Genomic DNA, 23,730 nt, shown 5'->3' with positions numbered 1-23,730 from the left:
TTAACCCGCTTTACATTCCTGACGAAAACGGCACCCGAAGGTGCCGTTTTCGTTGGTTGTGATCCGTGCTCAATGCGCCCAGATCATGCCCACCAGCAGATAGCAGATCAGCGTCACCAGCACCACGCCGAACAGGTTGAGGACGAAACCCGCCTTGATCATCGACTGTATCTTCATGTGCCCGGTGCCGAACACGATGGCATTGGGCGGCGTTGCCACCGGCATCATGAAGGCGCAACTGGCGGCGATGGCGGCAGGAATCGCCAGCAGCTCGGCTGGCATACCCTGCGCTACGGCCAGCGCCCCCAGCAGTGGCAGGAAGGCGGCAGCGGTGGCGGTGTTGGAGGTGACTTCGGTCAGGAAGATGATCACCAGTACCACCACGCCGATCATCGCGATCACCGGCAGGGCGCTCAGTGCGCCGAGGCTTTGGGCGATCCACTCGGCCAGGCCGGTGCTGCGAATTACACCCGCCAGCGACAGGCCGCCGCCGAATAGCAGCAGAACGCCCCAGGGTAGTTTGCTGGCGCTTTCCCAGTCCATCAGGAACACGCGCTGCTTGGTGTCCACCGGGATGATGAACAGTGCCAGCGCCGCGGCGATGGCGATGCTGGTGTCGTTGACGCCCGATACCCATTCGCCGATCAGCGGCTGGAACACCCAGGCCAGTGCGGTAACCACGAATACCAGGGCGACCAGCTTCTCGCCGCGACTCAGCGGGCCCAGTTCGGCCAGTTCGCTGCGGATCAGCTGCGTGCTGTCATGTCCGGCCAGGTTGAAGCCGCCGCGGGTCAGCCACCACCAGATGAATGCCAGCATGAGTACGGCCACTGGCACGCCGAGCAGCATCCACTGGCCGAAACCGATCTGCACGTCGTAGTTGTCGGCGAGGAAGGCGGCCAGCAAGGCATTCGGTGGGGTGCCGATCAGCGTGGCGATGCCACCGACACTGGCGGCGTAAGCAATCGCCAGCAGCAAGGCAGTGGCGAAACGCTCACGATCGGCTTCGCCGGTGCTCTTCTCGCTGGTGAGCATGCCGATTACCGAAAGGCCGATAGGCAGCATCATGATGGTGGTGGCAGTGTTGCTCACCCACATGCTGAGAAAGGCCGTGGCCATCATGAAACCAGCGATCTGCCGGCTCGGCTTGCTGCCCATGGCCAGCAGCGTCATCAGCGCGATGCGCTTGTGCAGGTTCCAGCGCTCCATGGCCAGGCCCAGAACAAAACCACCGAGGAACAGGTAGATGGTCGGGTTGGCGTAGGGCGCGGTGGCGGCGTTGAGACTGTCGATGCCCAGCGCCGGGATCAACAGGATCGGCAGCAGCGAAGTGGCCGGGATCGGAATGGCTTCGGTCGACCACCAGGTGGCCATCAGCAGGGTCAGGCCGATGGTGGCCCAGGCGGTGCTGGAGAGGCCTGCTGGCGGCTCGGTGACCAGGCAGACGAGCAGTAGCAAGGGGCCCAGAATCAGACCAATCCAGGCAGCCTTGGCAGGTGCGGTGGATTCATTGGTGGTAACGGCCATGGCGCGCTTCCTTTAGCTAAAAAGTCGGGCTTTATAGCCCACAGGGCGACTTTATGACCACGCGCTGGCCAATCGGTTTTGCTTCAGTCTGTTTCAGGTGTGTTTTGCGTCGACGCTGACGGCTCGACCTGTCTGCTGAACAGCGGTCCACCGCAGCGGCTACAGAACGCCGCACTGTACTCGTGACGGTTCTTGCGACAATGCGGGCAGTCATGCTCCATCAGCCCATCCTGGCGCATGGCATTGGCCAGTTCGGCGGTGAAAATACCGGTAGGCACGGCGATGATCGAGTAGCCGGTGATCATCACCAGCGTAGCGAGCATCTGGCCTATGGGAGTTTGCGGAGTGATGTCGCCGAAGCCCACAGTGGTCAGCGTCACCACTGCCCAGTAGATACCGGTGGGAATGCTGGTAAAGCCATTGGCAGGGCCTTCGATGACGTACATCAGCGCGCCATACACGGTGACCAGGGTCGAGACGGACACCAGAAATACCACGATCTTCTGCTTGCTGCCGCGCAGCGCTACCAGCAGGAAGTTGGCTTGGGTCAGGTACTGGCGCAGCTTGAGCACACGGAAGATACGGATCATGCGGATGACGCGGACGATCATCAGATACTGCGCATCAGCGAACACCAACGCCAGGATCGCTGGTAGCACCGCGAGCAGATCCACCAGGCCGAAAAAACTGAAGGCATAGCGCATCGGCTTGGGCGAGCTGTACAGGCGCAAGCCGTACTCGATGGCGAACAGCGCGGTGAAAAACCACTCCAGCGCGCCGAACACAGCAGCGTGCTGATTGTGGAAGTGCTCGATGCTGTCGAGCATTACCACCACCAGGCTGGCAAGGATGGTCACCAGCAGCCAGTTGTCGAAGCGCTGCGCCGCCGGTGTGCTGGTTTCGAAAATGATGACGTAAAGGCGTTGGCGCCAGCTCTGCCGGTTTTCCATGGCAAGGTCCAAATCAAGCGAAAGGGCACAGCCTAGGCAGGAAGGCGGAGTAAGGGCAAGGCCGTGGTTGTGCTTGCGGCTCTGTTCTCAATCCCCTTCCAGCGAAGACTCCTCCCGCGGATTACTCAGCACGAAGGTTTCACCTATGGCCGCTGTAATCCGAGCGGTGCCTAGATTGAGTAGCTGCCACTGCCATTCACCGTAACGGGTGCACAAGATTCCATGGGCCTGGCAGGGGTCGTGGAGGTACCAGGCGTGCTCCTGGCTGTGGGTGATGAGGAGGGCGTGACGCAGGAAATCGGCGACCAATGCTTCGCTGACCTTGAAGCTATGGCAGTTGTCTTGCGCCGGGCCGAGTTCATCTGCGATCACCACGATATCGCTGACTGGGCCAATCAGGCTCGGGTTTGACTCTGCGCAGGTCGTAGCGGTTGCCAGTAGCAAGCTGAGGCCGAGAATTCGTCTGTCCATGTTCCGCGCGCTCCCTTTGCGGTCGGTTGCGCGATTCTAGAACGTCGGGGTGCTGTCCTTGACTGCCTTTTGCCAACTTTGTGCACCGGCCCTGATCAGCCAGCAGGCGAGGATGAAGGGCATGGTCAGGGCCGGCAGACCGAGGGCGCTGAAACCGGGTTGCAGCAGCAGGGCGAGCAGGATGCCGAGGGCGGGCACCCAGAGGCTGCGGTTTACCTGGGCCAGGGCAATGGCCGCCAGAGTGGCGTTGTAGCCGTAAAGACCGGCCAGCGCGCCCTCGCCGGGCCAGCCGGAGAAGAGCGCCAGGGCGAAGCCGCCGCTGGAACCCAACAGCGCCCACAGCGCCATGCGGCCATCGGCCAGGCGCAAGCCGAGCAGTAGGCACAGGCCGGCCAGTGGCGAGTCGAGGAAGATCACCTGGCCGAGGCCACGCAGCACGGCGAGTATCAGCTGCAGGATGTTTAGCTCCGGCGCGTCGGGCGTGCTGGCTGGCGGTGCAGCTGACAGGTCCAGCTGAGCGAGCAGTGCCAGCAGCAGCCAACCCAGCAGCACGAAGGGAAAGGTGAAGGCGGGCAGCCAGCCATGCTGGCGCATGCGCCGCATCCAGGGCGCGAGCAGCAGGCTGGAAAGGGCAGCGCTGGCGCTGATCAGCACGGGCAACAGCGGTGTCCATGGCAGTTTCAGGCTGAGCAGCAGGCCGATCAGGATGCCGTTGTAGCCGTACAGGCCGATGGCGATGTCCGCTTGCGGGTAGTTACGGCGTTGCGCGACCAGCATCGAGGTCAGGCCACCGAGCAGCGCTCCGGGCAGCAGCTCGGGAGCGCCGATAAGGATGGCGAGCGCCACCAGCAGGCCGCAGCCAGGGTGTTGCTGCAGAAAGATCTGGGCGAAGCCGCAGAGCAGGGCGCGCAGGCTTTGCAGGGCAGGGTGTGAGGTTGGTAGTGGAGGCATGAAGTCTGTGCCAAGAGCCCTCTCCCCCAAGCGGGAGAGGGGCGCCGTCCGTGTCGCTTGGAGGAGTCCTGTGGGGTGCGCCGTGCGCCCCGCTAACTGGTCGCAAGGTGCGCAAGGCCCAGGCGGCCCCGCGACACCCTACGGCTCAATGCAGCGTTTCGATCCTCAGGCTGTTGGTGCTGCCGGGCTGGCCGAAGGGTTCGCCGGCGGTGATCACCACGGTTTCGCCGCGCTTGGCCATGCCCTGGGCCTGGGCGATCTCCAGCGCGGTGCTGGTGACTTCCTCGACCCGGCGCAGGCGCTCGTTGACCACCGAGTAGATGCCCCAGGCCACGGTCAGGCGGCGGGCAGTGGTCAGGCTCGGCGTCAGGCTCAGGATCGGCGCCTTGGGCCGCTCGCGCGAGGCACGCAGGCTGGAACTGCCGGATTCCGTGTAGTTGACCAATGCCGCCACCGGCAGGATCGAGCTGATACGGCGGATGGCGCAGCTGATGGCGTCTCTGGCGGTGGCTTCGGCCTGCGGGCGGCCGACGTCGAGCTGGCTCTGGTAGTCCGGGCCGTTTTCCACCTGGCGGATGATCTTGCTCATCATCTGCACCGTTTCCAGTGGGTAATCACCGGAGGCGGTCTCGGCCGACAGCATCACCGCATCGGCGCCTTCGGCCACGGCGTTGGCCACGTCGGTGACTTCGGCGCGGGTCGGTGCCGGAGAGAAACGCATGGATTCGAGCATCTGCGTGGCGACCACTACCGGGCGGCCGAGCTGGCGGCAGGTGCGCACGATGTCCTTCTGAATGCGCGGCACGTTCTCGGCCGGCACTTCCACGCCCAGGTCGCCGCGCGCCACCATAATGGCGTCGCACAGCTTGGCGATTTCTTCGAGATGCTGCACCGCCGAGGGCTTCTCGATCTTGGCCATAAGGAAGGCCTTGCCCTGGATAAGCTCGCGGGCTTCGACGATGTCCTCGGGGCGCTGCACGAACGACAGCGCCACCCAGTCCACGCCCAGCTCCAGGCCGAAGGCCAGGTCGCGGCGATCCTTCTCGGTCAGCGGCGACAGCTGCAGCACCGCCTCGGGCACGTTGACGCCCTTGCGGTCGGACAGCTCGCCGCCGGCGATGACGCAGGTGTCTACGGCATCGGCCTGCTTGCCGGTCACTTTCAGGCGCAGGCGGCCGTCGTCCAGCAGCAGGCTCATGCCCGGCTGCAGGGCTTCGATGATTTCCGGGTGGGGCAGGTTGACCCGGCTGGCGTCGCCGGGCGTGGCGTCTAGGTCCAAGCGCAGGCTCTGGCCGTTGACCAGCTGCACCTTGCCTTTGGCGAAACGGCCGACGCGCAGCTTGGGCCCCTGCAGGTCCATAAGGATGCCGATGGGCTGGTTCAGCTCGCGCTCGACCTCGCGCACCCACTGGTAGCGCTGGGCGTGGTCGGCGTGTTCGCCGTGGCTGAAGTTGAGGCGAAACAGGTTGACCCCGGCCTCCACCAGCTGGCGGATATGCGCGGCGTCGCGGATGGCCGGGCCGAGGGTGGCGAGGATCTTTACTTTCTTGTCGGCGTTCATTGGGCAGCCTTGGTCATGAGTTTTTCGATGGCGTTGCGGCGTAGGACGGGTGTAACCCGCCACCGGCGCTCTGGCGGGTTGCACCCGCCCTACAGGGAGGCGCCCAGCGGTTCTTCACCTGCAGTCTCCGCTGCTCCAAGGATCAGGATTGCGCGGAAATCGTTGACGTTGGTACGGGTCGGGCCGGTGACGATCAGCTCGTCGAGGGCGGCGAAGTAGCTATAGCCGTTGTTGTCGTCCAGTTCGTCGCGGGCGCTCAGGCTCTTGATGCCAGCACGGGCGTAGCTGTAGGGCGTCATGATGGCGCCGGCGTTGTCTTCGGAGCCGTCGATGCCATCGGTATCACCGGCCAGCGCGTAGACACCGGGCAGGCCCTTGAGGCTGTCGGTGAGGCTCAGGAGGAACTCGGCATTACGCCCGCCACGCCCCTTGCCGCGTACGGTGACGGTGGTTTCGCCGCCAGAGAGGATCACGCACGGCGGCTTGATCGGCTGGCCGTGCAGCTGCACCTGGCGCGCGATGCCAGCATGCACCTTGGCCACGTCGCGCGACTCGCCTTCCAGGTCGCCGAGAATCAGTACCGGGAAGCCCGCGGCTTCGGCCTTGGCCGCGGCGGCGTCGAGCGACTGCTTCGGCGTGGCGATCAGCTGGAAGTGGCTACGAGCGAGTACCGGGTCGCCGGGCTTGACCGTTTCCGAGCGTGGATCCTGCAGCCAACTACGCACATTGGCCGGGACGTCGATGGCGTAGCGGGCAAGAATCGCCAGGGCGTCGGCCGAGGTGGTCGGGTCGCCCACGGTGGGGCCGGAGGCGATTACCGTGGCTTCGTCACCGGGCACGTCGGAGATGGCATAGGTGTAAACGGTCGCTGGCCAGCAGGCCTTGGCCAGGCGGCCGCCCTTGATGGCCGAGAGGTGCTTGCGCACGCAGTTCATCTCGCCGATGGTGGCGCCGGATTTGAGCAGGGCTTTGTTGATCGCCTGCTTGTCCTTGAGGCTGATGCCCTCGGCCGGTAGCGCCAGCAGCGAGGAGCCGCCACCGGAGAGCAGGAAGATCACGCGGTCGTCTTCGCTGAGGTTCGACACCAGCTCCAGGACGCGGCGCGCGACACGCTCGCCGGCATCGTCCGGCACCGGGTGTGCGGCTTCCACCACTTCGATCTTCTTGCAGTCGGCGCCGTGCTCGTAGCGGGTCACCACCAGGCCACTGACCTCGCCTTGCCATTCCTGCTCGATCACCTCGGCCATCGCCGCTGCGGCCTTGCCGGCGCCGATAACAATGACGCGGCCACTGCGGTCGGCGGGCAGATGATCGGCCAGCACCTGGCGCGGATGCGCGGCAGCGATGGCGGTGGCGAACAGGTCGCGCAGCAGGCGTTGCGGGTCGAAGGTCATGGCGATGTTCTCTTGTTCTGGGGGGGACGCTGGATGATCGTTCCCGCGTCCGCGTGGTAACGCTTGGCGAGACGCTAAGGCGCCTGCTGTTGTATGACGCGAAGCGTCACGAGATGCATGCCCACGCAGAGCGTGGGAACGATCGATGTTCTTTCGCTGGATCGATTCCAGTCCGCAGGCGCCGCGTGGCAGCGCCTGGGGAGTGGAATCGACCGACCTGGCAATCGGGCCGTGACACCTCCTGCCAGGAAGGTCGAAAGGGTGGGCCAGAAGCAAAGTCCCTCTCCCTAACCCTCTCCCATAAATGGGAGAGGGGACTGGCTTGGCGTACGCCGGAAGTCCGTGCAACGCCGAGCGGCTCGTCTCCCCTCTCCCGCATGCGGGAGAGGGGCAGGGGAGAGGGCGCTCTTTTACTCGCCGCGGATATTGAAGTTGGCCATATGCTCCAGACCCTTGATCAGGCCGGAATGGTCCCAACCGCTGCCGCCGAGGGCCGCGCAGGTGCTGAACACTTGCTGGGCGTTGGCGGTGTTGGGCAGGTTCAGGCCCAGCTCGCGAGCACCGGACAGCGCCAGGTTGAGGTCCTTCTGGTGCAGGCTGATGCGGAAGCCCGGATCGAATGTGCCCTTGATCATGCGCTCGCCGTGCACTTCGAGGATTTTCGAGCCGGCGAAACCACCGGACAGCGCCTCGCGCACCTTGGCCGGGTCGGCACCGTTCCTGGCAGCAAACAACAGCGCTTCGGCCACTGCCTGGATGTTCAGTGCGACGATGATCTGGTTGGCCACCTTGGCGGTCTGGCCGTCACCATTGCCGCCGACGCGGGTGATGTTCTTGCCCATGGCCTGGAACAGCGGCAGGGCACGTTCGAAGGCGTTCGGGCAGCCGCCGACCATGATTGACAGGGTCGCGGCCTTGGCGCCGACTTCGCCGCCGGACACCGGGGCGTCCAGGTAGGCAGCGCCGGTGGCCTTGATCTTCTCGGCGAAGGTCTTGGTCGCGGTGGGGGAGATCGAGCTCATGTCGATCACTACCTTGCCAGCGCCAACGCCCGCCGCAACGCCATCGGCGCGGAACAGCACGTCTTCGACCTGCGGGGTGTCCGGGACCATGACGATGATGAATTCGGCTTCCTGAGCGACTTCCTTCGGGTTGGCCAGGGCGATGCCGTTGTCGCCAACCAGGTCGGCCGGGGCCTTGTCGAAGTGCTCGGAGAAGAACAGGGTGTGGCCGGCTTTCTGCAGGTTCTGCGCCATGGGTTTGCCCATGATGCCGGTGCCGATGAATCCGATTTTAGCCATGAGAGATTGCTCCTGAAGAGTGGGGCTCAGATTGCGTTGTGCGCTTTCATCCAGCCGAGGCCGGCAGCGGTGGTGGTTGCCGGCTTGTATTCACAGCCGATCCAGCCCTGGTAGCCGATGCGATCCAGGTGCTCGAAGAGGAAGCGATAGTTGATCTCACCAGTGCCCGGCTCGTTGCGGCCCGGGTTATCGGCCAGCTGCACGTGGTTGATGACGGCCAGGTTGCTTTCAACCGTACGGGCCAGGTCACCTTCCATGATCTGCATGTGGTAGATGTCGTACTGCAGGTACAGGTTGGTGCTGCCGACCTTGTCGCGAATGTCCAGCGCCTGCTTGGTGTTGTTCAGGTAGAAGCCAGGGATGTCGCGAGTGTTGATGGCTTCCATGACCAGACGAATACCGGCTCCAGCCAGCTTGTCAGCGGCGTAGCGCAGGTTGTCGACGAAGGTCTTCTCGACGGTGGTGCAGTCCACGCCCTGCGGGCGGATGCCGGCCAGGCAGTTGATCTGCTTGTTGCCCAGCACCTTGGCGTAGGCGATGGCCTTGTCGACGCCGACGCGGAATTCCTCGATGCGGTCCGGGTGGCAGGCGATGCCGCGCTCACCCTTGGCCCAGTCGCCGGCCGGCAGGTTGAACAGCACCTGCTCGAGCTTGTTGGCGTCCAGGCGGGCCTTGATCTCTTCTACCGCGAAATCATAGGGGAAGAGGTATTCCACGCCGCTGAAACCGGCTTCGGCGGCAGCGGCGAAACGGTCCAGAAAGTCCACTTCGGTGAACAGCATGGACAGGTTGGCAGCAAAACGGGGCATGGTTGGCTCCTTGTCGTGGTGCAATTTCGTAGGGTGCGCCGTGCGCACCTGGTGGTACGCACTCATATGGTGGTGCGCGTGGCGCACCCTGCGGATCAGTCGAGCGGCGAGATGGCGGTCGGGGCGTCGACGCCCCGCTCGGCCAGTTCCTCGAACTCGTTGATGGCGTTGATCTCGGTGCCCATGGAGATGTTGGTGACACGCTCCAGGATGATCTCCACCACCACCGGTACGCGGTGCTCGGCCATCAGGCGCTTGGCTTCGGCGAAGGCGTTCTGCAGCTCGTTCGGGTCGAACACGCGGATCGCCTTGCAGCCCAGACCCTCGACTACCGCGACGTGGTCGACGCCGTAACCGTTGAGCTCTGGCGCGTTGATGTTCTCGAACGCCAGTTGCACGCAGTAATCGATGTCGAAGCCGCGCTGCGCCTGACGGATCAGACCCAGGTACGAGTTGTTCACCAGCACGTGGATGTAGGGCAGGTTGAACTGCGCACCGACGGCCAGCTCCTCGATCATGAACTGGAAGTCATAGTCGCCAGACAGCGCCACGACCTGACGCTGCGGGTCGGCCTTGACCACACCCAGGGCCGCCGGAATGGTCCAGCCCAGTGGGCCGGCCTGGCCGCAGTTGATCCAGTGACGCGGCTTGTACACGTGCAGGAACTGAGCGCCGGCGATCTGCGACAGACCGATGGTGCTGACGTAGCAGGTGTCCTTGCCGAAGGCTTCGTTCATCTCTTCGTACACGCGCTGCGGTTTGGCCGGCACGTTGTCGAAGTGGGTCTTGCGCTGCAGGGTGCGCTTGCGCTCGCGGCAGGCTTCGACCCAGGCACTGCGGTCCTTCAGCTTGCCGGCGGCTTTCCACTCGCGGGCCACTTCGAGGAAGGCGTCCAGTGCTTTGCCGGCGTCGGAGGCGATGCCCAGATCCGGGTTGAACACGCGGCCAATCTGGGTCGGTTCGATGTCGACGTGGATGAATTTGCGGCCTTCGGTGTAGACGTCGATCGAGCCGGTATGGCGGTTGGCCCAGCGGTTGCCGATGCCGAACACCAGGTCGGAGGCGAGCAGGGTGGCGTTACCGTAACGATGCGAGGTCTGCAGGCCGACCATGCCGACCATCAGCTTGTGATCGTCAGGGATTGCGCCCCAGCCCATCAGCGTCGGCACTACCGGCACGCCGGTCAATTCGGCGAATTCGACCAGTTTGTCCGCTGCATCGGCATTGAAGATACCGCCACCAGCGACCAGCAGCGGGCGCTCGGCCTCGTTGAGCATGGCGATGGCTTTCTCAGCCTGGACGCGGCTGGTGCTCGGTTTGGCAACCGGCAGCGGCTCGTAGGCGTCGATGTCGAATTCGATCTCGGCCATCTGCACGTCGAACGGCAGGTCGATCAGCACCGGGCCAGGACGGCCACTGCGCATTTCATGGAAGGCACGCTGGAAGGCGCGCGGCACTTGGCCGGGCTCCATCACGGTGGTGGCCCACTTGGTCACCGGACCGACGATGCTGGTGATGTCGACTGCCTGGAAATCTTCCTTGTGCATACGGGCACGCGGCGCCTGGCCGGTGATGCACAAAATTGGAATGGAGTCGGCGGACGCCGAGTACAGGCCGGTGACCATGTCGGTGCCGGCGGGGCCGGAGGTGCCGATGCACACGCCGATGTTGCCGGCATTGGTGCGGGTGTAACCCTCGGCCATGTGTGAAGCGCCTTCGACGTGACGGGCCAGGACGTGATCGATGCCACCGAGTTTCTTCAGTGCGGCATACAGGGGGTTGATGGCAGCGCCGGGTACGCCGAACGCGATATCAACGCCTTCGCGACGCATCACCAGTACGGCTGCCTCGATTGCTCTCATTCTGGCCATGACCATTCCTCTCGAATCGGTTGTTTTTCTGTTGAGGGATAGGATGATCGCTGGGCGAAAGAGGGGGAATTGATGGATACTTCAGTTCTGTCGATATCTGGAGTATCGAATGGACCGTCATACCCTTATCCGTAGTTTCGTTCTGGTTGCCGACAACGGCAGCTTCGCTTCGGCCGCCCTCAGTGAGGGCGTGACGCCCGTGGTGATGGGGCGGCGGCTGGATGCGCTGGAGCAACACCTGGGCGTCAAGCTGATGCACCGCTCCACGCGGGGGCTGCAATTGACCGACCTGGGCGAGCAGTACCTGGAGCGTGCCCGCAACCTGCTCAAGGACTTCGACGAGGCCGACGCCAGCGTTGCACGTGGTGGCAAGTCGGTGCGCGGGCATCTGGTGGTGTCCGCGCCGGCGGCGTTCGGTCGACGCCATATCGCGCCCCATGCACCGGCGTTCCTGGCGCAATACCCAGATCTCAAGTTGTCGTTCAACTTCACCGACAGCGTGGTGGATCTGGTGCGTCAGGGCTACGACATGGGCATTCGTATCGGTGAGGTCACCGACCCCAACTACGTGGCGCTCAAGCTGTTTCCCAATCGTCGAGTGGTCTGTGGCGCGCCCAGTTACTTCGAGCTGCATGGCGTGCCGCGCACCCTCGAAGACTTGGCGCTGCACAACTGCCTGGCGTTCAACCTGCAGGGCGGTCAGCAGCGCGGTTGGACATTCCTGCGTGACGGCCGACAGGTGGCGGTGAAGGTGGCTGGCAACCTCGACTGCAACGATGGCGAGCTGCTCTATAGCTGGGTCAAGCAGGGGCTGGGGATCGGCTGGCGCTCCACCTGGGAGATCCAGGCCGAGCTGAAAGCGGGCGAGTTGGTGACGGTGCTCGACGAGTACGCTCTGCCAGCCTACGACATCCAGGCGGTGTTCCCGCAGCAGCGTTATCTGCCGGCCAAGGTGCGTTTCTTCATCGATTATCTGAAAGGCATCTACAACACGCCGGGCTACTGGGAAGCCCGTAATGGGTAAGGGTTATTCGATACTTTGATTGAGTTATTTGATTTTAATTTTTGTGCACAAAAAATATTTTAATTGTGCTCAGTGATTGTAATCGGTTTCTCCTTCGGCTATTTCATAGGGCGTTCTCTGATGCGGCGCACTTGCGTGTGTGGATGCCCGTATCTGCAGTTTTGGAGATTGCCTCTATGAGTAGCCTTAACCTGAATGTCGCTTTGAACATCACCCTCAATGCCCTCGCCGTGGGGCGGGAGATAAAGGCGGCGCCGCTGACAGTGGCAGTGTTGGATGCGGGTGGACACCTGATCAGCCTGCAGCGCGAGGACGGCGCCAGCTTGCTGCGCCCGCAGATCGCCATTGGCAAGGCCTGGGGTGCATTGGCCCTGGGCAAGGGCTCGCGGCTGATCGCTGCCGACGCGCAGCAGCGTCCGGCGTTCATCGGTGCGGTCAACAATCTGGCGCAGGGCAGCCTGATCCCGGCCCCGGGTGGGGTTCTGATTCGGGACGAGCGCGGCGAGGTGATTGGTGCCGTCGGTATCACCGGCGACACCTCGGATATCGATGAGCAGTGTGCGGTGAGTGCGCTGGAGTCGCTGGGTCTGCAGGCGGATGCTGGGGTATAGGGTTCAAGAGCAGCCGTAGGGCTGACCGGATCGCCGGCCGCTGGTAGCGACGCGAACAGTCATCCATTGCAACGGCGTACTGCTGTGCGAGTACGCCCTACGGGATGTGGTCTGAAGGCCGAAGCTGGGCGTGATATCTCAGTGCAGGCGTAGGGCGGACTCAGCGAGCGCCAGCGAGCAGTCCGCCATTACCCGGAATGGCGGACTGCGCTCGAGCGCTCGGCGTATAACGCCCTACGGTGACGGATGTCGGGAAACCCTACAATGGACAGCCACTTAGGCGCTGGTCACCAGTTCGGATGCCTTCGATGGCATCGGGCTGACGTCGCAGCCTTTGAGCACCAGGCGAATGATGGTCTGCGCGGCGGCTTCGTAGTCGGCATCGTCCAGGCTGGCCTTGCCGGTGACGGTGGATATCTGCCAGTCGAAATCGGCGTAGGTCTGGGTCGCCGCCCAGATGCTGAACAGCAGGTGGTGCGGGTCGACCTGCGCCATCTGTCGTTGATCGATCCAGTGCTGGATGCAGGCAATATTGTGCTTGGCCTGGGCGTTGAGCTGTTCGGTCTGTTCCGGTGACAGGTGCGGCGCACCGTGCATGATCTCGCTGGCGAATACCTTGGAGGCGTGGGGCAGTTCGCGGGAGATGCGGATCTTCGAGCGGATGTAGGCGGTCAGCACTTCGCTCGGATGGCCCGGCTGGTTGAAGGGGGCAGAGGCGGCCAGCAGTGGCTCGATGATGCTTTCCAGGACCTCGCGGTAGAGGTTTTCCTTGGACTTGAAGTAGTAGTAGACGTTGGGTTTGGGCAGGCCTGCCTTGGCCGCAATGTCACTGGTCTTGGTGGCGGCGAAGCCCTTGTCGGCGAACTCCTCGCTGGCTGCGCGCAGGATGAGCTCTTTGTTACGCTCGCGGATGCTGGTCATAAGGCCCTGTGATTTGCTCTGCCGCCGGGCGGCGGTCGGGCATGGTAGCACCGGCTTTGCGCGAGGCTCAAGGCAGCGGCCACGGGCTGCTCAGCGCTTAACTGACTCTGTGGTCAAATTTCTGTATACAAGAAATCGCTTTTCTGTTTCTATCGCGCACAGCGTTATCCATGACATAAAAGTCTCGGCTCGTGACGCTGCAGGAGACCTACCGTGAACACCCATCAGCTCGTCGATCCCTTCGGTCGGCGCATCACCTACCTGCGTTTGTCGGTGACCGATCGCTGCGATTTTCGCTGCACCTACTGCATGAGCGAAGATATGCAGTTCGCGCCGCGCGCTCAGATTCTCAGTCTGGAGGAACTCTACGCCGTGGCCGATGCCTTCATCGGGCTGGGCGTGCGACGTATTCGCATCACCGGTGGCGAGCCGCTGGTGCGCAAGAACCTGCTCAGCCTGCTGCAGCGCCTGGGCGCACGTGACGAGCTGGATGACCTGGCAATCACCACCAATGGTTCGCAACTCGGCGAGCTAGCGCCGCAATTGCGTGCGGCCGGTGTACGCCGTCTGAACATCAGCCTGGACTCTCTGCAGCGCGAGCGTTTCGCCGCATTCACCCGGCGCGACAAGCTCGACCAGGTGTTGGCAGGCATCGAGGCGGCACGTGCTGCCGGCTTCGACAGGATCAAGCTCAACAGCGTGGTGCAAAGCGGGCGTAACGACGACGAGGTGCTCGATCTGGTCGAGTTCGCCATCGACCGTGGCCTGGATATCAGCTTCATCGAGGAAATGCCGCTGGGCAGTGTGGTCAGCCACAGTCGCGAGCAGACGTTCTGCTCCAGTGACGAGGTGCGTCAGCGCATCGAACAGCGGCACTCGCTGGTGCGCAGCAGCACGGTAACCGGCGGTCCCTCGCGCTACTGGCAGGTGGTCGGTAGCGATACGCGAGTCGGCTTTATCTCGCCGCACAGTCACAACTTCTGCGGTGACTGCAACCGTGTGCGGGTTACTGCCGAGGGCAAGCTGGTGCTCTGCCTTGGCCATGACAATGCGCTGGATCTCAAGCGTCTGCTACGCGCCTATCCGGGTGACGGCGAGCGCTTGCGTCAGGCGCTGGTCGAGGCGTTGCGCCTGAAGCCCGAACGACATCACTTCGCCACCGACGAGCAGGTCCAGGTAGTGCGCTTCATGAGCATGACCGGCGGATAGACCCGCTTTCGCATTTCCACAAAGAACAATAAGGAGGCTCTGCATGAAGCCCGTACGACTGTGTCTGCTATCTACCGTTTTACTGAGCCCGAATGGCCTGGCCCAGACTTATGTGGTCGGTGTCGAGGACCTGCCGTTCGCGCCGCATTACAGCCTTGATGCCGATGGGCAATACCGCGGCTTCGCACGTGAGGTCCTGGACGCCTTCGCCGCAGACAGCGGCGTCAGCCTGAGCTACAAAGCGTTGCCGGTGGATCAGCTGCTGCCGGCCCTGCAGCGCGGCGAGATCGACTTCAAGTATCCCGACAGCCCACACTGGGCCGGCGCGCAAAAGGCGGGCATGGCGTTGCATTACAGCCGGGCCGTGGTCGATTACGTCGATGGTGTACTGGTAGCGCCGCAACGTCAGGGCATGGCGCTGGAGAGCATTCACCGCCTGGCGATGGTGCAGGGCTGGACGCCGCGGGGCTACGAGAGCTCCATCGACAGCGGGCAGATCCAGCTGAATTACAGCGACGACCTGCGCCAGATGATTCGTCAGGCCTTGAAGCAGGACACCGATGGTGCCTACTTCAATGTGGTGGTGGCGACGCATTATCTGGACAACATCCGCGCGCGGCCCGGTGCACTGGTGTTCGACCCCCGGTTGCCGCACACCCGTGGCAGTTTTCACCTGTCGAGCCAGCGTCATCCGCAACTGATCGCCCGCTTCGATCAATTTCTTGCCGAGCGCTCTGCCCAGGTGGCGGCACTCAAGGCGGACCATCGCGTCGAGGCCAACCTGAACAGCGAATACATGGGTGTCGAACAGTGGAAAGTGGATTTTCTCGAGCGTCAGAAAGCCAAAGCCGGCGCACAGGCGCCGGCTTCGTCCACTCGCTGAGGGGTTAGACGGTGGCGTCGGCACGCTTCAGTGCCTGCGCCTGGCCGTGCATCAGGCCATAGTGCAGCACTGCACCAAGCAGAGCGCCGAGTAGCCAGGCATAGCCCGACAGTTGGCTCAGGGCCGGCGCCCATACCGAAGCGACGGAGAACATCGAGCCGATGGCGAAGGCCAGCATCGCCTTGCGGTTCCAGCCGCCATCGAAGTAGTACGTCGAACCGACTTCGGCACTGAACAGCTGCTGCAGGTCGAGCTTGCGCCGGCGCACCAGGTAATAGTCGGCGACGATGATGCCGTACAGCGGCGCGAGCACGGCGCCCAGGGTGTCGACGAAAGCGGCGATTCCGACGCTGCTGATGAAGGCCACCCACAGCGCGCCGATGAAGAAGGCGATGCCGGCGGTGATGAAGCCCCCGGTGCGGGCACTGATATGTGCCGGTGCCAGGTTGGCCAGGTCATAGGCTGGCGGGATGAAGTTGGCCACCAGGTTGATGCCCACGGTCGCGGCGAAGAAGGTCAGTGCGGCGATGATGGTCAGGGTCAGGTTGTCGACGCGCGCGACGATGTCGGTGGGGTTGGTCAGCGTCTCGCCGAACACCACCACGGTGCCGGCGGTGATCACCAGGGCGATCAGCGAGAAGAACGCCAGGCTCACCGGCAAACCGAGGAAGTTGCCGATGGTCATCTGTTTTTCGCTTTTGACGAAGCGGGCGAAGTCGCCGTAGTTGATCACCACCGCGGCGAAGTAGGCGACCATGGTACCGACCACGGCGAAGAAGGCGGCCACCGGGCCGGCCTTGTATTCGCCCGAGCCACTGAAGATGTTGCCCAGCTCGCTGAGCAGGCTCGGGCCGGCCTTGTACCAGATCAGGCCCATCAGCGCGATCATCACCACGTAGACCAGCGGCCCGGCCCAATTGAGGAAGCGGGTGATCCAGCTCATGCCGCAGACGAACAGCCCCACCTGGAACAGGCAGACGATCACGTAGGACAGCCAGCCGATGGCAGTCAGGCCCATGTACACGGCCGGAGCCTGTGGCTCAAGCAGCGAGTTCAGCAGCAGCGCTACGGCGGTGGAGGCGAAGTAGGTCTGCACGCCATACCAGAAGATGGCGACGATACCGCGCACCAGGGCAGGGAAGTTGGCGCCACGCACGCCCATGCTGGCGCGGGCGAATACAGGGAAGGGAATGCCGTATTTGACGCTGGGTTTGCCGGTCAGTTGCACCAGGCCCATGACGATGCAGCCGGCGAGGACGATACCGGCCAGCACCGCCCAGCCATTGAGCCCGTAGGAGATGAACAGCGTCGCCGCCAGGGTGTAGCCGAACAGGCTTTGAATGTCGTTCGACCAGACGTTGAAAATCTCGAACCAGCCCCAGGTACGTTTTTCGGGGGCCAGTGGGGCGAGGTCCTCGTTGTGTAGCGAGGGATCGATGTGCTTGATGCGAAAGTCTTCGGTGGTGGACATGGACAGCTCCCAGTTTTGTTCTTGCGCCGCGGCGATCTATGAGGAGATTTGTCTGCAGGTTTCGTTCCGATTTTGTATTCGCGTCATGACTGAATCGATGTATACAGCCATTTCGACAGTGTTTCGGTCGTAACCTGAATGTCTTGTACACAGAAAATACGTTGCTGAATATGGCTTTCGGATAAATTGCACACAAAAAGCAGATATATTGTGATCAAAAACTTGACTTTACGGTCAGTTGTATGGCTGCAAGCTATTGATTGAAAAGCGCCTGGGAGTGCCAGGTTGTGCACCGGCGTGGTGCTGAGGTGTATTGGTTGGCGCTGGGTTGGTGCGGTGATACAGACCGCTTTGTCAAAGGCGGTGCGTACGGCGCATCCTGCGGATGGTGTCCTGCTGCGTAGTGTGTGTCGTACGCACCTGCCATTGATCGGTCAAAGAAAAAGGGGGAGGGCGCGAACGCCATCCCCCTTTTACCCGGCCGCCGTCCCTACCCGACGTCAGCCAAGTTCGTTGCGGCCGTGATCAGAAGTGATACTTGACCAATGCCTGCACGGCGGTCTGGTCGAAGCGATCATCCGACCCGTCCACCGGCTTCACGCCGTACTTGGCGCGCCACATGTTGATTTCGGTGCCCACGTAAAGCTGACGCTCCTTGCCGAACAGTGCCTTGCCTGCATCCCACTTGACCTGGATCGAAGAGCCTACCGAGGTCTGGGTGCCGGCATCACGCGACGGCGAACGCCAGTCGAGGAAGCCGTCGACGACGAAATCCTGATCACCCAGGCTGAACGGGTATGCCGCGCTGACGGTCAGCTGGGTGGCGTAGCCGTTGCTATTACTGTCGGCGAAGAAGGTGTGGTTGTTGATCTTCACCTGATACAGGTTGGTCTTGAAGTAGGTGAAGCCGGGCACTTCCCAGTCCAGGCCAATGCCGTAGAGGTAGTTCTCCGGGCCAGGGCCGCCGTTGCCTTTCTCGTAGGTGAAGGCAGCGAAGACATCCTTGACCGGGCCGGCGGCCAGCTTCTGTCCGGTCAGCCAGCTCAGGCTGACGCGCGGGGAGAACTCCATGTAGTAGAAGGAATCCTTGTCGTGCTGACGGAAGCTGCCGTTGTCGAAGCTGCCGCGCGTCTGCACGTTGTCAGCGCGGATGTAGTCGAGAAAGTAGAAGATGTCGCCCCAGGCCCAGCCACTGGCGTGCTCGAAGGTGAAGGTGGTCTGGGTGCGCTGTTCTTCGCCGTTGAAGTTCATGCGCTGGAAGTTCTCGCCGTACAGGTAGGACAGGCTGTTGTCCTGCCAGTAGAGCAGGTCGCCAGCGAGTGCTTGCTGGCCGGAGAACAGTCCGGCTGACAGGGCGAGGCAGTGGGGCAGATGCTTGAGTTTCATCGGTTTTCCTTATTGTTGGCGTGCAAGCGTGCGTCTCCCGGCAGCGTGCCGCCGGGAGTTGGTTCTAAGTCAGGGATCAGCTAGGTCGGGCGGCCGGGTCGAGGTCGCGGCTGAGCGTCTTGAAGCTGTCGTCGTCGCTGGCTACATCGTCCGGGCGGTTCTGCAGCACGGTGTGCAGGTGCGCCTCTGGGTCGTAGTCGTCCTCTTCCACTTCCTGCTGTTCGTCTGGCAGGAAAATGTTCAGCACGATGGCACTGAAGGCCCCGATGGTGATCGGTGAGCCGAAGATGTTCTTCAGCACGTCGGGCATGTGCGAGAGCACATCCGGTACGCCGGCCACGCCCAGGCCGAGGCCCAGGGAAATGGCTACGATCAGCACATTGCGACGGTGCAGACCGGCTTCGCTGAGAATCTTGATGCCGGCCACCGCAACGGTGCCGAACATGATCAGAGTGGCGCCACCGAGCACGGGCTTGGGCATCATCTGCAACACCGCGCCGACCACCGGGAACAGGCCCAGCAGCACCAGGATGCCGGCGATGTAGAAGCCCACATGGCGGCTGGCTACGCCCGTGAGCTGAATCACCCCGTTGTTCTGGCTGAAGGTGGTCATCGGCAAGCTGTTGAACATAGCGGCGACTGCCGAGTTGCAGCCGTCGGCCAGCACCCCGGATTTGATCCGGCGCATGTACACCGGCCCTTTGACCGGCTGCTTGGAGATGATCGAGTTGGCGGTCAGGTCGCCTGCTGTCTCCAGTGGAGTGATCAGGAAGATCACGGCGATGGGCACAAAGGCGATCCAGTCGAAGCCGAAGCCGTACTTGTATGGCTGCGGCACGCTGATCAGCGGTACCTCGGCCATGTTGGCGAAGTCCACTCGGCCGGTGAACCAGGCAACGGCGAAGCCCAGGGTCAGGCCGATGATCACTGCAGAAAGGCGCAGCAGCTGTGACGAGGCGCGGTTGAGCAGGACGATGGTGCCCAGCACCAGGCCACCGAGGGCTAGATGGTGCAGGGCGCCGAGGTCTGGCGCGCCATAGCCGCCGGCCAGATCGGTCATGCCCACCTTGATCAGTGACAAGCCCATCAGGCAGATGATGGTGCCGGTGACCACCGGGGTGATGACTTTGCGCAGTTTGTTGATGAATTGGCTGAAGGCAATCTCGACGAAGGCGGCGCAGAAGCAGATGCCGAACAGCGTAGCGAGTATTTCCTCCTCACTGGCGCCACGCCCCTTGACGATGAAGCCGGCGCTGAGAATCACGCTGAGGAAGCCGAAGCTGGTGCCCTGCAAACACAGCAGGCCAGAGCCGATCGGGCCGATGCGTTTGGCCTGGACGAAGGTACCGAGGCCGGAGACGAACAGCGCCATGCTGACCAGGTAGGGCACGTGGGCACCCAGGCCCAGAGCACTGCCGACGATCAGGGTGGGGGTGATGATGCCAACGAAACTGGCCAGTACGTGCTGTAGCGCCGCGAAGATGGCCGGTGCGAAAGCTGGCGTGTCGTCCAGCTGATAGATCAGGTCGCTGTTGCCGACGGGCGTAGCTTGGGCTTGGGCGTTGCTGTCTGTGGTCATGTCATAGCCTGCCAGTTGTTCTTATATGGTCATGGGCTTACACGAGGCTTCACGGCACCTCTGTTCCGATCAGTCGAAAATTGTCCGACTGGTCAGGATGTCGTCGACTATAGCAACTTGTGGACACTGTTAAAAACAATTTATTTTTAGATTGTGCACAAAAATGAACCGCCGGTCAGCTCGCGCTGCCGGCGGTTCATGGATGTAAAAAGATGCCGCGCCGAGTCACGGGCGTGGCATGTGTGGCAATCAGTTGATCTGCGCGCCTTCGGCGATCCAGCTACCGATCAGGTCGCGTTCGTCCTGCGTCATCTGGGTGATATTGCCCAGGGGCATGATCTGCGTGGCCACGGTCTGCGCGTGGATCTTCGCTGCCTGCGTCTTCATCTGCTCGGGGGTATCGAGCATGAAGCCAGCCGGTGCGGTGCTGAACATCGGGCTGGTGGGGCTGGATGAATGGCACACGGTACAACGCTCATGGATCACGCTTTCGACTTGGGCGAAATCGGTGCTGGCGGCAGGTGTCGTACTGTCAGCGGCAGTGGACGGCTCCTCGCTTGCATCGGCTTTGGCTTGGGTTTCCTCGACAGCAGGCTCGTTGGTGGTGACGGGGTTGCCAGGGCGACCGGTAGCCGGAACGGGAGCGTACTTGATTGCCGGCGCTTGGGCCGTTGCCGGTGCGCTGACCGCCTTCGTTTGCGGGCCGGTGACGTAAGCCAGGCAGATCATGCCCAGCGCTGCGGCCGGCAGGGTCCAGACGTACTTGCTGCTGTCGTGGCGGGTGTTGAAGTAGTGACGCACCAGCACCGCCAGGATCGCAATCCCGGCCAGGATCGCCCAGTTGTACTGGCTGCCGTAAGTGCTCGGGAAGTGGTTGCTGATCATGATGAACAGCACCGGCAGGGTGAAGTAGTTGTTGTGGCGCGAGCGCAGCAGACCTTTGGCCGGCAGCAGCGGATCGGGCGTGGTGTTGGTTTCGATGGCCTTAACCAGTGCACGCTGGGCCGGCATGATGGTGAAGAACACGTTGCCGACCATGATGGTGCCGATGATGGCGCCGACATGGATGTACGCGGCGCGGCCGCTGAAAATCTGGCTGAAGCCGTAGGCGGCTGCGATGATCAGAACGAACAGTACGGCGCCGAGCAGGGCCGGACGTTTGCCCAGCGGCGAATCGCACAGGAAGTGGTAGATCACATAGCTCAGTGCCATGGAGCCGAGGCCGATGGCGATGGCCGCGGCTGGCGCCAGGTCGACACCTGGCTTGACCAGATATAGGGTCGGATTGAGGTAGTACACCACCAGCAGCAGGGCGACGCCCGAGAGCCAGGTGAAGTAGGCCTCCCATTTGAACCAGTGCAGGTTCTCCGGCATTTTCGGCGGAGCCAACTTGTACTTTTCCAGGTGATAGATACCGCCGCCGTGAATGGCCCAGAGGTCGCCCGACAGGCCCTCGCGTGGGTTGCTACGGTTGAGGTTGTTCTCCAGCCAGACGAAATAGAAGGATGCGCCAATCCAGGCGATACCGGTGATCATATGGATCCAGCGGATGCCCAGGTTTAGCCATTCGGTGAAATGTGCTTCCACGATTCGTACCTCTTCCCGGGGGAGGCACGCCAGCCCCGGGCTTCTCTTATTGGTGGGGTTCGAGGAGAAGGAGCTCGTCCTCATTGAAGAAATGCTCATCGCAGTTGTTACCGGAACCACTGCGATCAACCACCAGGAAGTCATCCCGCTTTTCGATCGTCAGCACCGGGTGGTGCCAGACGCCGCGATGGTAATTGACGCCCTGCCTGCCATTGCTGAGGAAGGCACGGACGGACCCTGATACAGGTACATCGCCAAGTGGCGCGACCACGATCAGAAAGGGGTTGCCGAGCAGCGGGATGAAAGCCTGGCTGCCCAACGGATGGCGTTCCAGCATGCGGATGGTCAACGGCATTTCCAGCGCCTCGGCACTGAAGATGCTGATGATGGCCTTGTCCTCCGGCTGTGCGGTCTCCACGGTGGCCAGCTTGTGATAGCGGCGGGTGGAACCGTTGTTGATCATGAAGAAGTCGCTGCCGTCGGTTTCGATCACGTCACCGAAAGGGGCGAAGGCTTCTTTGCTCAGGGGCTCGATGGTCAGGCTACGCATGGCTGTTCTACTTGTTCTGTTCGGGTGGGGAGTCTGCAGCGCTTACAGCTGCTGCAGGCGGAAGAGGGCGATCTTGTTGATCTCGGCCAGGGCGGTGGCGAATTCCTGCTCTGGCGTGTTGTGAATGCGCTCCTCGAAGGCCGCCAGGATCTGGTGGCGGTTGCTGCCTTTGACGGCCTTGATGAACGGGAAGCCGAACTTCGCCTTGTAGGTGTCGTTGAGCTCGGTGAAACGTGCGAATTCCTCGGCGGTGCATTTATGAATACCGGCGCCGGATTGTTCGGCTGTGCTGGAGGCAGTCAGCTCGCCGCGCACGGCAGCCTTTCCGGCCAGGTCCGGGTGGGCGTTGATCAGGGCCAGCTGCGCTTCATGACTGGCCGATAGCAAGATGTCGGCCATGCGTTGCTGCAGCCCGTCGATATCGTCCACGCTTTGGTCCAGACCGAGGTCGTAGGCTTTCTCGGCGACCCAGGGCGAGTGCTCGTAGATGTCGGCGAAGGCTTTGATGAACTCGTCGCGGCTCAGCTTGGAAGGGGTCAGGGTCTGGAAACGGCTCATGGGCGGCTCTCTTGTTCGGTCGCGCGGAAGGGGTGAGTGGCATGCCAGTGCTTGGCGATGTCGACGCGGCGGGCGCACCAGACCTTGTCGTGGCGCTTCACGTACTCGATGAAGCGTGCCAGCGAGGCCAAGCGGGCCGGGCGACCGAGCAGGCGGCAATGCATGCCGATCGACAGCATCTTCGGCGCACCGGCTTCGCCTTCGGCGTAGAGCACGTCGAAGGCATCCTTGAGGTATTCGAAGAAGTCGTCGCCCTTGTTGAAGCCTTGCACCTGGGTGAAGCGCATGTCGTTGGTGTCGAGGGTGTAAGGGATTACCAGGTGCGGCCTCTCTGCGGTGCTGGCCGGGTCCCAGTAGGGCAGGTCGTCGTCGTAGGTGTCGGAGTCATAGAGGAAACCACCTTCCTCGCGCACGAGGCGTCGGGTATTCGGCCCCAGGCGACCGGTGTACCAGCCCAGCGGACGTTCGCCGCTCAGCTCGGTGAGGATGCGAATGGCCTCGAGCATGTGCTCGCGCTCGGTGGCTTCGTCCATGTTCTGGTAGTCGATCCAGCGATAGCCGTGGCTGCAGATCTCATGCCCGGCAGCGACCATTTCGCGAATCACGTCCGGGTGACGCTGGGCGGCCATGGCCACGGCGAAGATGGTCAGTGGAATGTCGTGTTGCTTGAACAGGTTGAGCAGGCGCCAGACACCGGTGCGGCTGCCGTACTCGTAGAGCGACTCCATGCACAGGTTGCGCTGGCCCTGCAGCGGCTGAGCGGCGACCATCTCGGAGAGGAAGGCCTCGGATTCCTTGTCCCCGTGAAGAATGTTGCGCTCGCCGCCCTCTTCGTAATTGAGCACGAAGGACAGGGCAATACGGGCCTCACCTGGCCAGTGCGGGTGAGGCGGGTTGGCGCCGTAGCCGATCAAATCGCGTGGGTAATCAGCGTTCACTGCAGTCTTCCTATCTGGAGCGTTGCGGTCACTGCGTGCCGGGAAATCGACGGCTACGCGACCGGGATGACTAATTGTATACAAAGTTAGTTGCCATTTGTAAATCGACTTTTCATCATTTTATTCAGTGTGCGTCTCGCCTGGAAAATTGCCGCACTGGTCAGTAATTCATGCGGCC

At 62.5% G+C, this 23,730-nt stretch carries 21 protein-coding genes; 4 read left to right on the top strand and 17 right to left on the bottom strand.

What is annotated here, in order from left to right:
• Positions 1-69: 69 nt before the first annotated feature.
• The 9 genes from ACNFCJ_RS11005 to gcl all read right to left on the bottom strand — a co-directional run bounded on the left by ACNFCJ_RS11005 (position 70) and on the right by gcl (position 10,835).
• Positions 70-1,527: an SLC13 family permease gene (locus ACNFCJ_RS11005; protein ID WP_416771335.1), complete on the bottom strand. Its 1,458-nt coding sequence runs from the start codon at positions 1,525-1,527 to the stop codon at positions 70-72.
• 83 nt (positions 1,528-1,610) lie between these two features.
• Complete coding sequence (locus ACNFCJ_RS11000) at positions 1,611-2,477, bottom strand: ion transporter (RefSeq protein ID WP_416771334.1); 867 nt, start codon at positions 2,475-2,477, stop codon at positions 1,611-1,613.
• An 87-nt stretch (positions 2,478-2,564) separates the two neighbouring features.
• On the bottom strand, positions 2,565-2,948 hold the full coding sequence (locus ACNFCJ_RS10995; RefSeq protein WP_416771332.1) for a hypothetical protein: 384 nt from the start codon (positions 2,946-2,948) through the stop codon (positions 2,565-2,567).
• Positions 2,949-2,984: 36 nt separating this feature from the next.
• Positions 2,985-3,899, bottom strand: a complete 915-nt coding sequence (locus tag ACNFCJ_RS10990) for an urea transporter (protein ID WP_416771331.1) — start codon at positions 3,897-3,899, stop codon at positions 2,985-2,987.
• A gap of 145 nt (positions 3,900-4,044) precedes the next feature.
• Entirely contained in the window at positions 4,045-5,460 is a 1,416-nt protein-coding gene (gene pyk, locus ACNFCJ_RS10985) for a pyruvate kinase (protein WP_416771329.1), read from the bottom strand.
• A gap of 89 nt (positions 5,461-5,549) precedes the next feature.
• Positions 5,550-6,854, bottom strand: a complete 1,305-nt coding sequence (locus tag ACNFCJ_RS10980) for a glycerate kinase type-2 family protein (protein ID WP_416771327.1) — start codon at positions 6,852-6,854, stop codon at positions 5,550-5,552.
• Between the two features lie 410 nt (positions 6,855-7,264).
• Positions 7,265-8,155, bottom strand: a complete 891-nt coding sequence (locus ACNFCJ_RS10975) for a 2-hydroxy-3-oxopropionate reductase (RefSeq protein WP_416771325.1) — start codon at positions 8,153-8,155, stop codon at positions 7,265-7,267.
• A 26-nt stretch (positions 8,156-8,181) separates the two neighbouring features.
• On the bottom strand, positions 8,182-8,964 hold the full coding sequence (gene hyi, locus ACNFCJ_RS10970; protein WP_416771323.1) for a hydroxypyruvate isomerase: 783 nt from the start codon (positions 8,962-8,964) through the stop codon (positions 8,182-8,184).
• A gap of 95 nt (positions 8,965-9,059) precedes the next feature.
• Positions 9,060-10,835, bottom strand: coding sequence for a glyoxylate carboligase (gcl, locus tag ACNFCJ_RS10965; protein ID WP_416771322.1), 1,776 nt, complete (start codon positions 10,833-10,835; stop codon positions 9,060-9,062).
• Positions 10,836-10,944: 109 nt separating this feature from the next.
• On the opposite strand from gcl, the gene ACNFCJ_RS10960 reads away from it, so the two are divergent.
• Both ACNFCJ_RS10960 and ACNFCJ_RS10955 read left to right on the top strand, forming a co-directional pair.
• On the top strand, positions 10,945-11,859 hold the full coding sequence (locus tag ACNFCJ_RS10960) for a LysR family transcriptional regulator (protein ID WP_416771321.1): 915 nt from the start codon (positions 10,945-10,947) through the stop codon (positions 11,857-11,859).
• A gap of 176 nt (positions 11,860-12,035) precedes the next feature.
• Positions 12,036-12,470 (top strand): GlcG/HbpS family heme-binding protein, encoded by a 435-nt coding sequence (locus tag ACNFCJ_RS10955; protein ID WP_099523090.1) that lies wholly within the window; start codon positions 12,036-12,038, stop codon positions 12,468-12,470.
• 276 nt (positions 12,471-12,746) lie between these two features.
• On the opposite strand, the gene ACNFCJ_RS10950 is transcribed toward ACNFCJ_RS10955, so the two are convergent.
• Complete coding sequence (locus ACNFCJ_RS10950; protein WP_416771320.1) at positions 12,747-13,391, bottom strand: TetR/AcrR family transcriptional regulator; 645 nt, start codon at positions 13,389-13,391, stop codon at positions 12,747-12,749.
• 213 nt (positions 13,392-13,604) lie between these two features.
• Here ACNFCJ_RS10950 and moaA point away from each other — a divergent pair, with 213 nt between their 5' ends.
• Positions 13,605-14,600, top strand: coding sequence for a GTP 3',8-cyclase MoaA (gene moaA / locus ACNFCJ_RS10945; RefSeq protein WP_416771319.1), 996 nt, complete (start codon positions 13,605-13,607; stop codon positions 14,598-14,600).
• 43 nt (positions 14,601-14,643) lie between these two features.
• A complete protein-coding gene (locus tag ACNFCJ_RS10940; RefSeq protein ID WP_416771318.1) occupies positions 14,644-15,483 on the top strand; it encodes a substrate-binding periplasmic protein in 840 nt (279 codons plus the stop codon).
• A 4-nt stretch (positions 15,484-15,487) separates the two neighbouring features.
• On the opposite strand, the gene ACNFCJ_RS10935 is transcribed toward ACNFCJ_RS10940, so the two are convergent.
• The 7 genes from ACNFCJ_RS10935 to puuE form a co-directional block, all read right to left on the bottom strand.
• On the bottom strand, positions 15,488-16,954 hold the full coding sequence (locus tag ACNFCJ_RS10935) for an NCS1 family nucleobase:cation symporter-1 (RefSeq protein WP_416771317.1): 1,467 nt from the start codon (positions 16,952-16,954) through the stop codon (positions 15,488-15,490).
• Between the two features lie 525 nt (positions 16,955-17,479).
• Positions 17,480-18,340 (bottom strand): outer membrane protein OmpK, encoded by an 861-nt coding sequence (locus ACNFCJ_RS10930; RefSeq protein ID WP_416771315.1) that lies wholly within the window; start codon positions 18,338-18,340, stop codon positions 17,480-17,482.
• Between the two features lie 76 nt (positions 18,341-18,416).
• Positions 18,417-19,919: a nucleobase:cation symporter-2 family protein gene (locus ACNFCJ_RS10925; protein ID WP_416771314.1), complete on the bottom strand. Its 1,503-nt coding sequence runs from the start codon at positions 19,917-19,919 to the stop codon at positions 18,417-18,419.
• A gap of 249 nt (positions 19,920-20,168) precedes the next feature.
• A complete protein-coding gene (locus tag ACNFCJ_RS10920; protein ID WP_416771312.1) occupies positions 20,169-21,506 on the bottom strand; it encodes a urate hydroxylase PuuD in 1,338 nt (445 codons plus the stop codon).
• 46 nt (positions 21,507-21,552) lie between these two features.
• A complete protein-coding gene (locus ACNFCJ_RS10915) occupies positions 21,553-22,056 on the bottom strand; it encodes an ureidoglycolate lyase (RefSeq protein ID WP_013715046.1) in 504 nt (167 codons plus the stop codon).
• A gap of 42 nt (positions 22,057-22,098) precedes the next feature.
• A complete protein-coding gene (gene uraD / locus ACNFCJ_RS10910) occupies positions 22,099-22,614 on the bottom strand; it encodes a 2-oxo-4-hydroxy-4-carboxy-5-ureidoimidazoline decarboxylase (RefSeq protein ID WP_416771311.1) in 516 nt (171 codons plus the stop codon).
• Positions 22,611-23,552, bottom strand: coding sequence for an allantoinase PuuE (puuE, locus tag ACNFCJ_RS10905; protein WP_416771309.1), 942 nt, complete (start codon positions 23,550-23,552; stop codon positions 22,611-22,613). The genes uraD and puuE overlap by 4 nt, the downstream gene beginning before the upstream one ends.
• Between the last annotated feature and the right edge of the window lie 178 nt (positions 23,553-23,730).

This window comes from Pseudomonas sp. NY15364, assembly GCF_048068235.1.
Lineage (GTDB): Bacteria > Pseudomonadota > Gammaproteobacteria > Pseudomonadales > Pseudomonadaceae > Aquipseudomonas > Aquipseudomonas mendocina_D.
This window is presented reverse-complemented; position numbering and strand designations above follow the sequence as displayed.

Excerpts from the sequence above, each read along its gene's own strand:
- ACNFCJ_RS11005 (WP_416771335.1), bottom strand. The coding sequence starts at position 1,527 with ATGGCCGTTACCACCAATGAATCCACCGCACCTGCCAAGGCTGCCTGG.
- ACNFCJ_RS11000 (WP_416771334.1), bottom strand. The coding sequence starts at position 2,477 with ATGGAAAACCGGCAGAGCTGGCGCCAACGCCTTTACGTCATCATTTTC.
- ACNFCJ_RS10995 (WP_416771332.1), bottom strand. The coding sequence starts at position 2,948 with ATGGACAGACGAATTCTCGGCCTCAGCTTGCTACTGGCAACCGCTACG.
- ACNFCJ_RS10990 (WP_416771331.1), bottom strand. The coding sequence starts at position 3,899 with ATGCCTCCACTACCAACCTCACACCCTGCCCTGCAAAGCCTGCGCGCC.
- pyk (WP_416771329.1), bottom strand. The coding sequence starts at position 5,460 with ATGAACGCCGACAAGAAAGTAAAGATCCTCGCCACCCTCGGCCCGGCC.
- ACNFCJ_RS10980 (WP_416771327.1), bottom strand. The coding sequence starts at position 6,854 with ATGACCTTCGACCCGCAACGCCTGCTGCGCGACCTGTTCGCCACCGCC.
- ACNFCJ_RS10975 (WP_416771325.1), bottom strand. The coding sequence starts at position 8,155 with ATGGCTAAAATCGGATTCATCGGCACCGGCATCATGGGCAAACCCATG.
- hyi (WP_416771323.1), bottom strand. The coding sequence starts at position 8,964 with ATGCCCCGTTTTGCTGCCAACCTGTCCATGCTGTTCACCGAAGTGGAC.
- gcl (WP_416771322.1), bottom strand. The coding sequence starts at position 10,835 with ATGGCCAGAATGAGAGCAATCGAGGCAGCCGTACTGGTGATGCGTCGC.
- ACNFCJ_RS10960 (WP_416771321.1), top strand. The coding sequence starts at position 10,945 with ATGGACCGTCATACCCTTATCCGTAGTTTCGTTCTGGTTGCCGACAAC.
- ACNFCJ_RS10955 (WP_099523090.1), top strand. The coding sequence starts at position 12,036 with ATGAGTAGCCTTAACCTGAATGTCGCTTTGAACATCACCCTCAATGCC.
- ACNFCJ_RS10950 (WP_416771320.1), bottom strand. The coding sequence starts at position 13,391 with ATGACCAGCATCCGCGAGCGTAACAAAGAGCTCATCCTGCGCGCAGCC.
- ACNFCJ_RS10940 (WP_416771318.1), top strand. The coding sequence starts at position 14,644 with ATGAAGCCCGTACGACTGTGTCTGCTATCTACCGTTTTACTGAGCCCG.
- ACNFCJ_RS10935 (WP_416771317.1), bottom strand. The coding sequence starts at position 16,954 with ATGTCCACCACCGAAGACTTTCGCATCAAGCACATCGATCCCTCGCTA.
- ACNFCJ_RS10930 (WP_416771315.1), bottom strand. The coding sequence starts at position 18,340 with ATGAAACTCAAGCATCTGCCCCACTGCCTCGCCCTGTCAGCCGGACTG.
- ACNFCJ_RS10925 (WP_416771314.1), bottom strand. The coding sequence starts at position 19,919 with ATGACCACAGACAGCAACGCCCAAGCCCAAGCTACGCCCGTCGGCAAC.
- ACNFCJ_RS10915 (WP_013715046.1), bottom strand. The coding sequence starts at position 22,056 with ATGCGTAGCCTGACCATCGAGCCCCTGAGCAAAGAAGCCTTCGCCCCT.
- uraD (WP_416771311.1), bottom strand. The coding sequence starts at position 22,614 with ATGAGCCGTTTCCAGACCCTGACCCCTTCCAAGCTGAGCCGCGACGAG.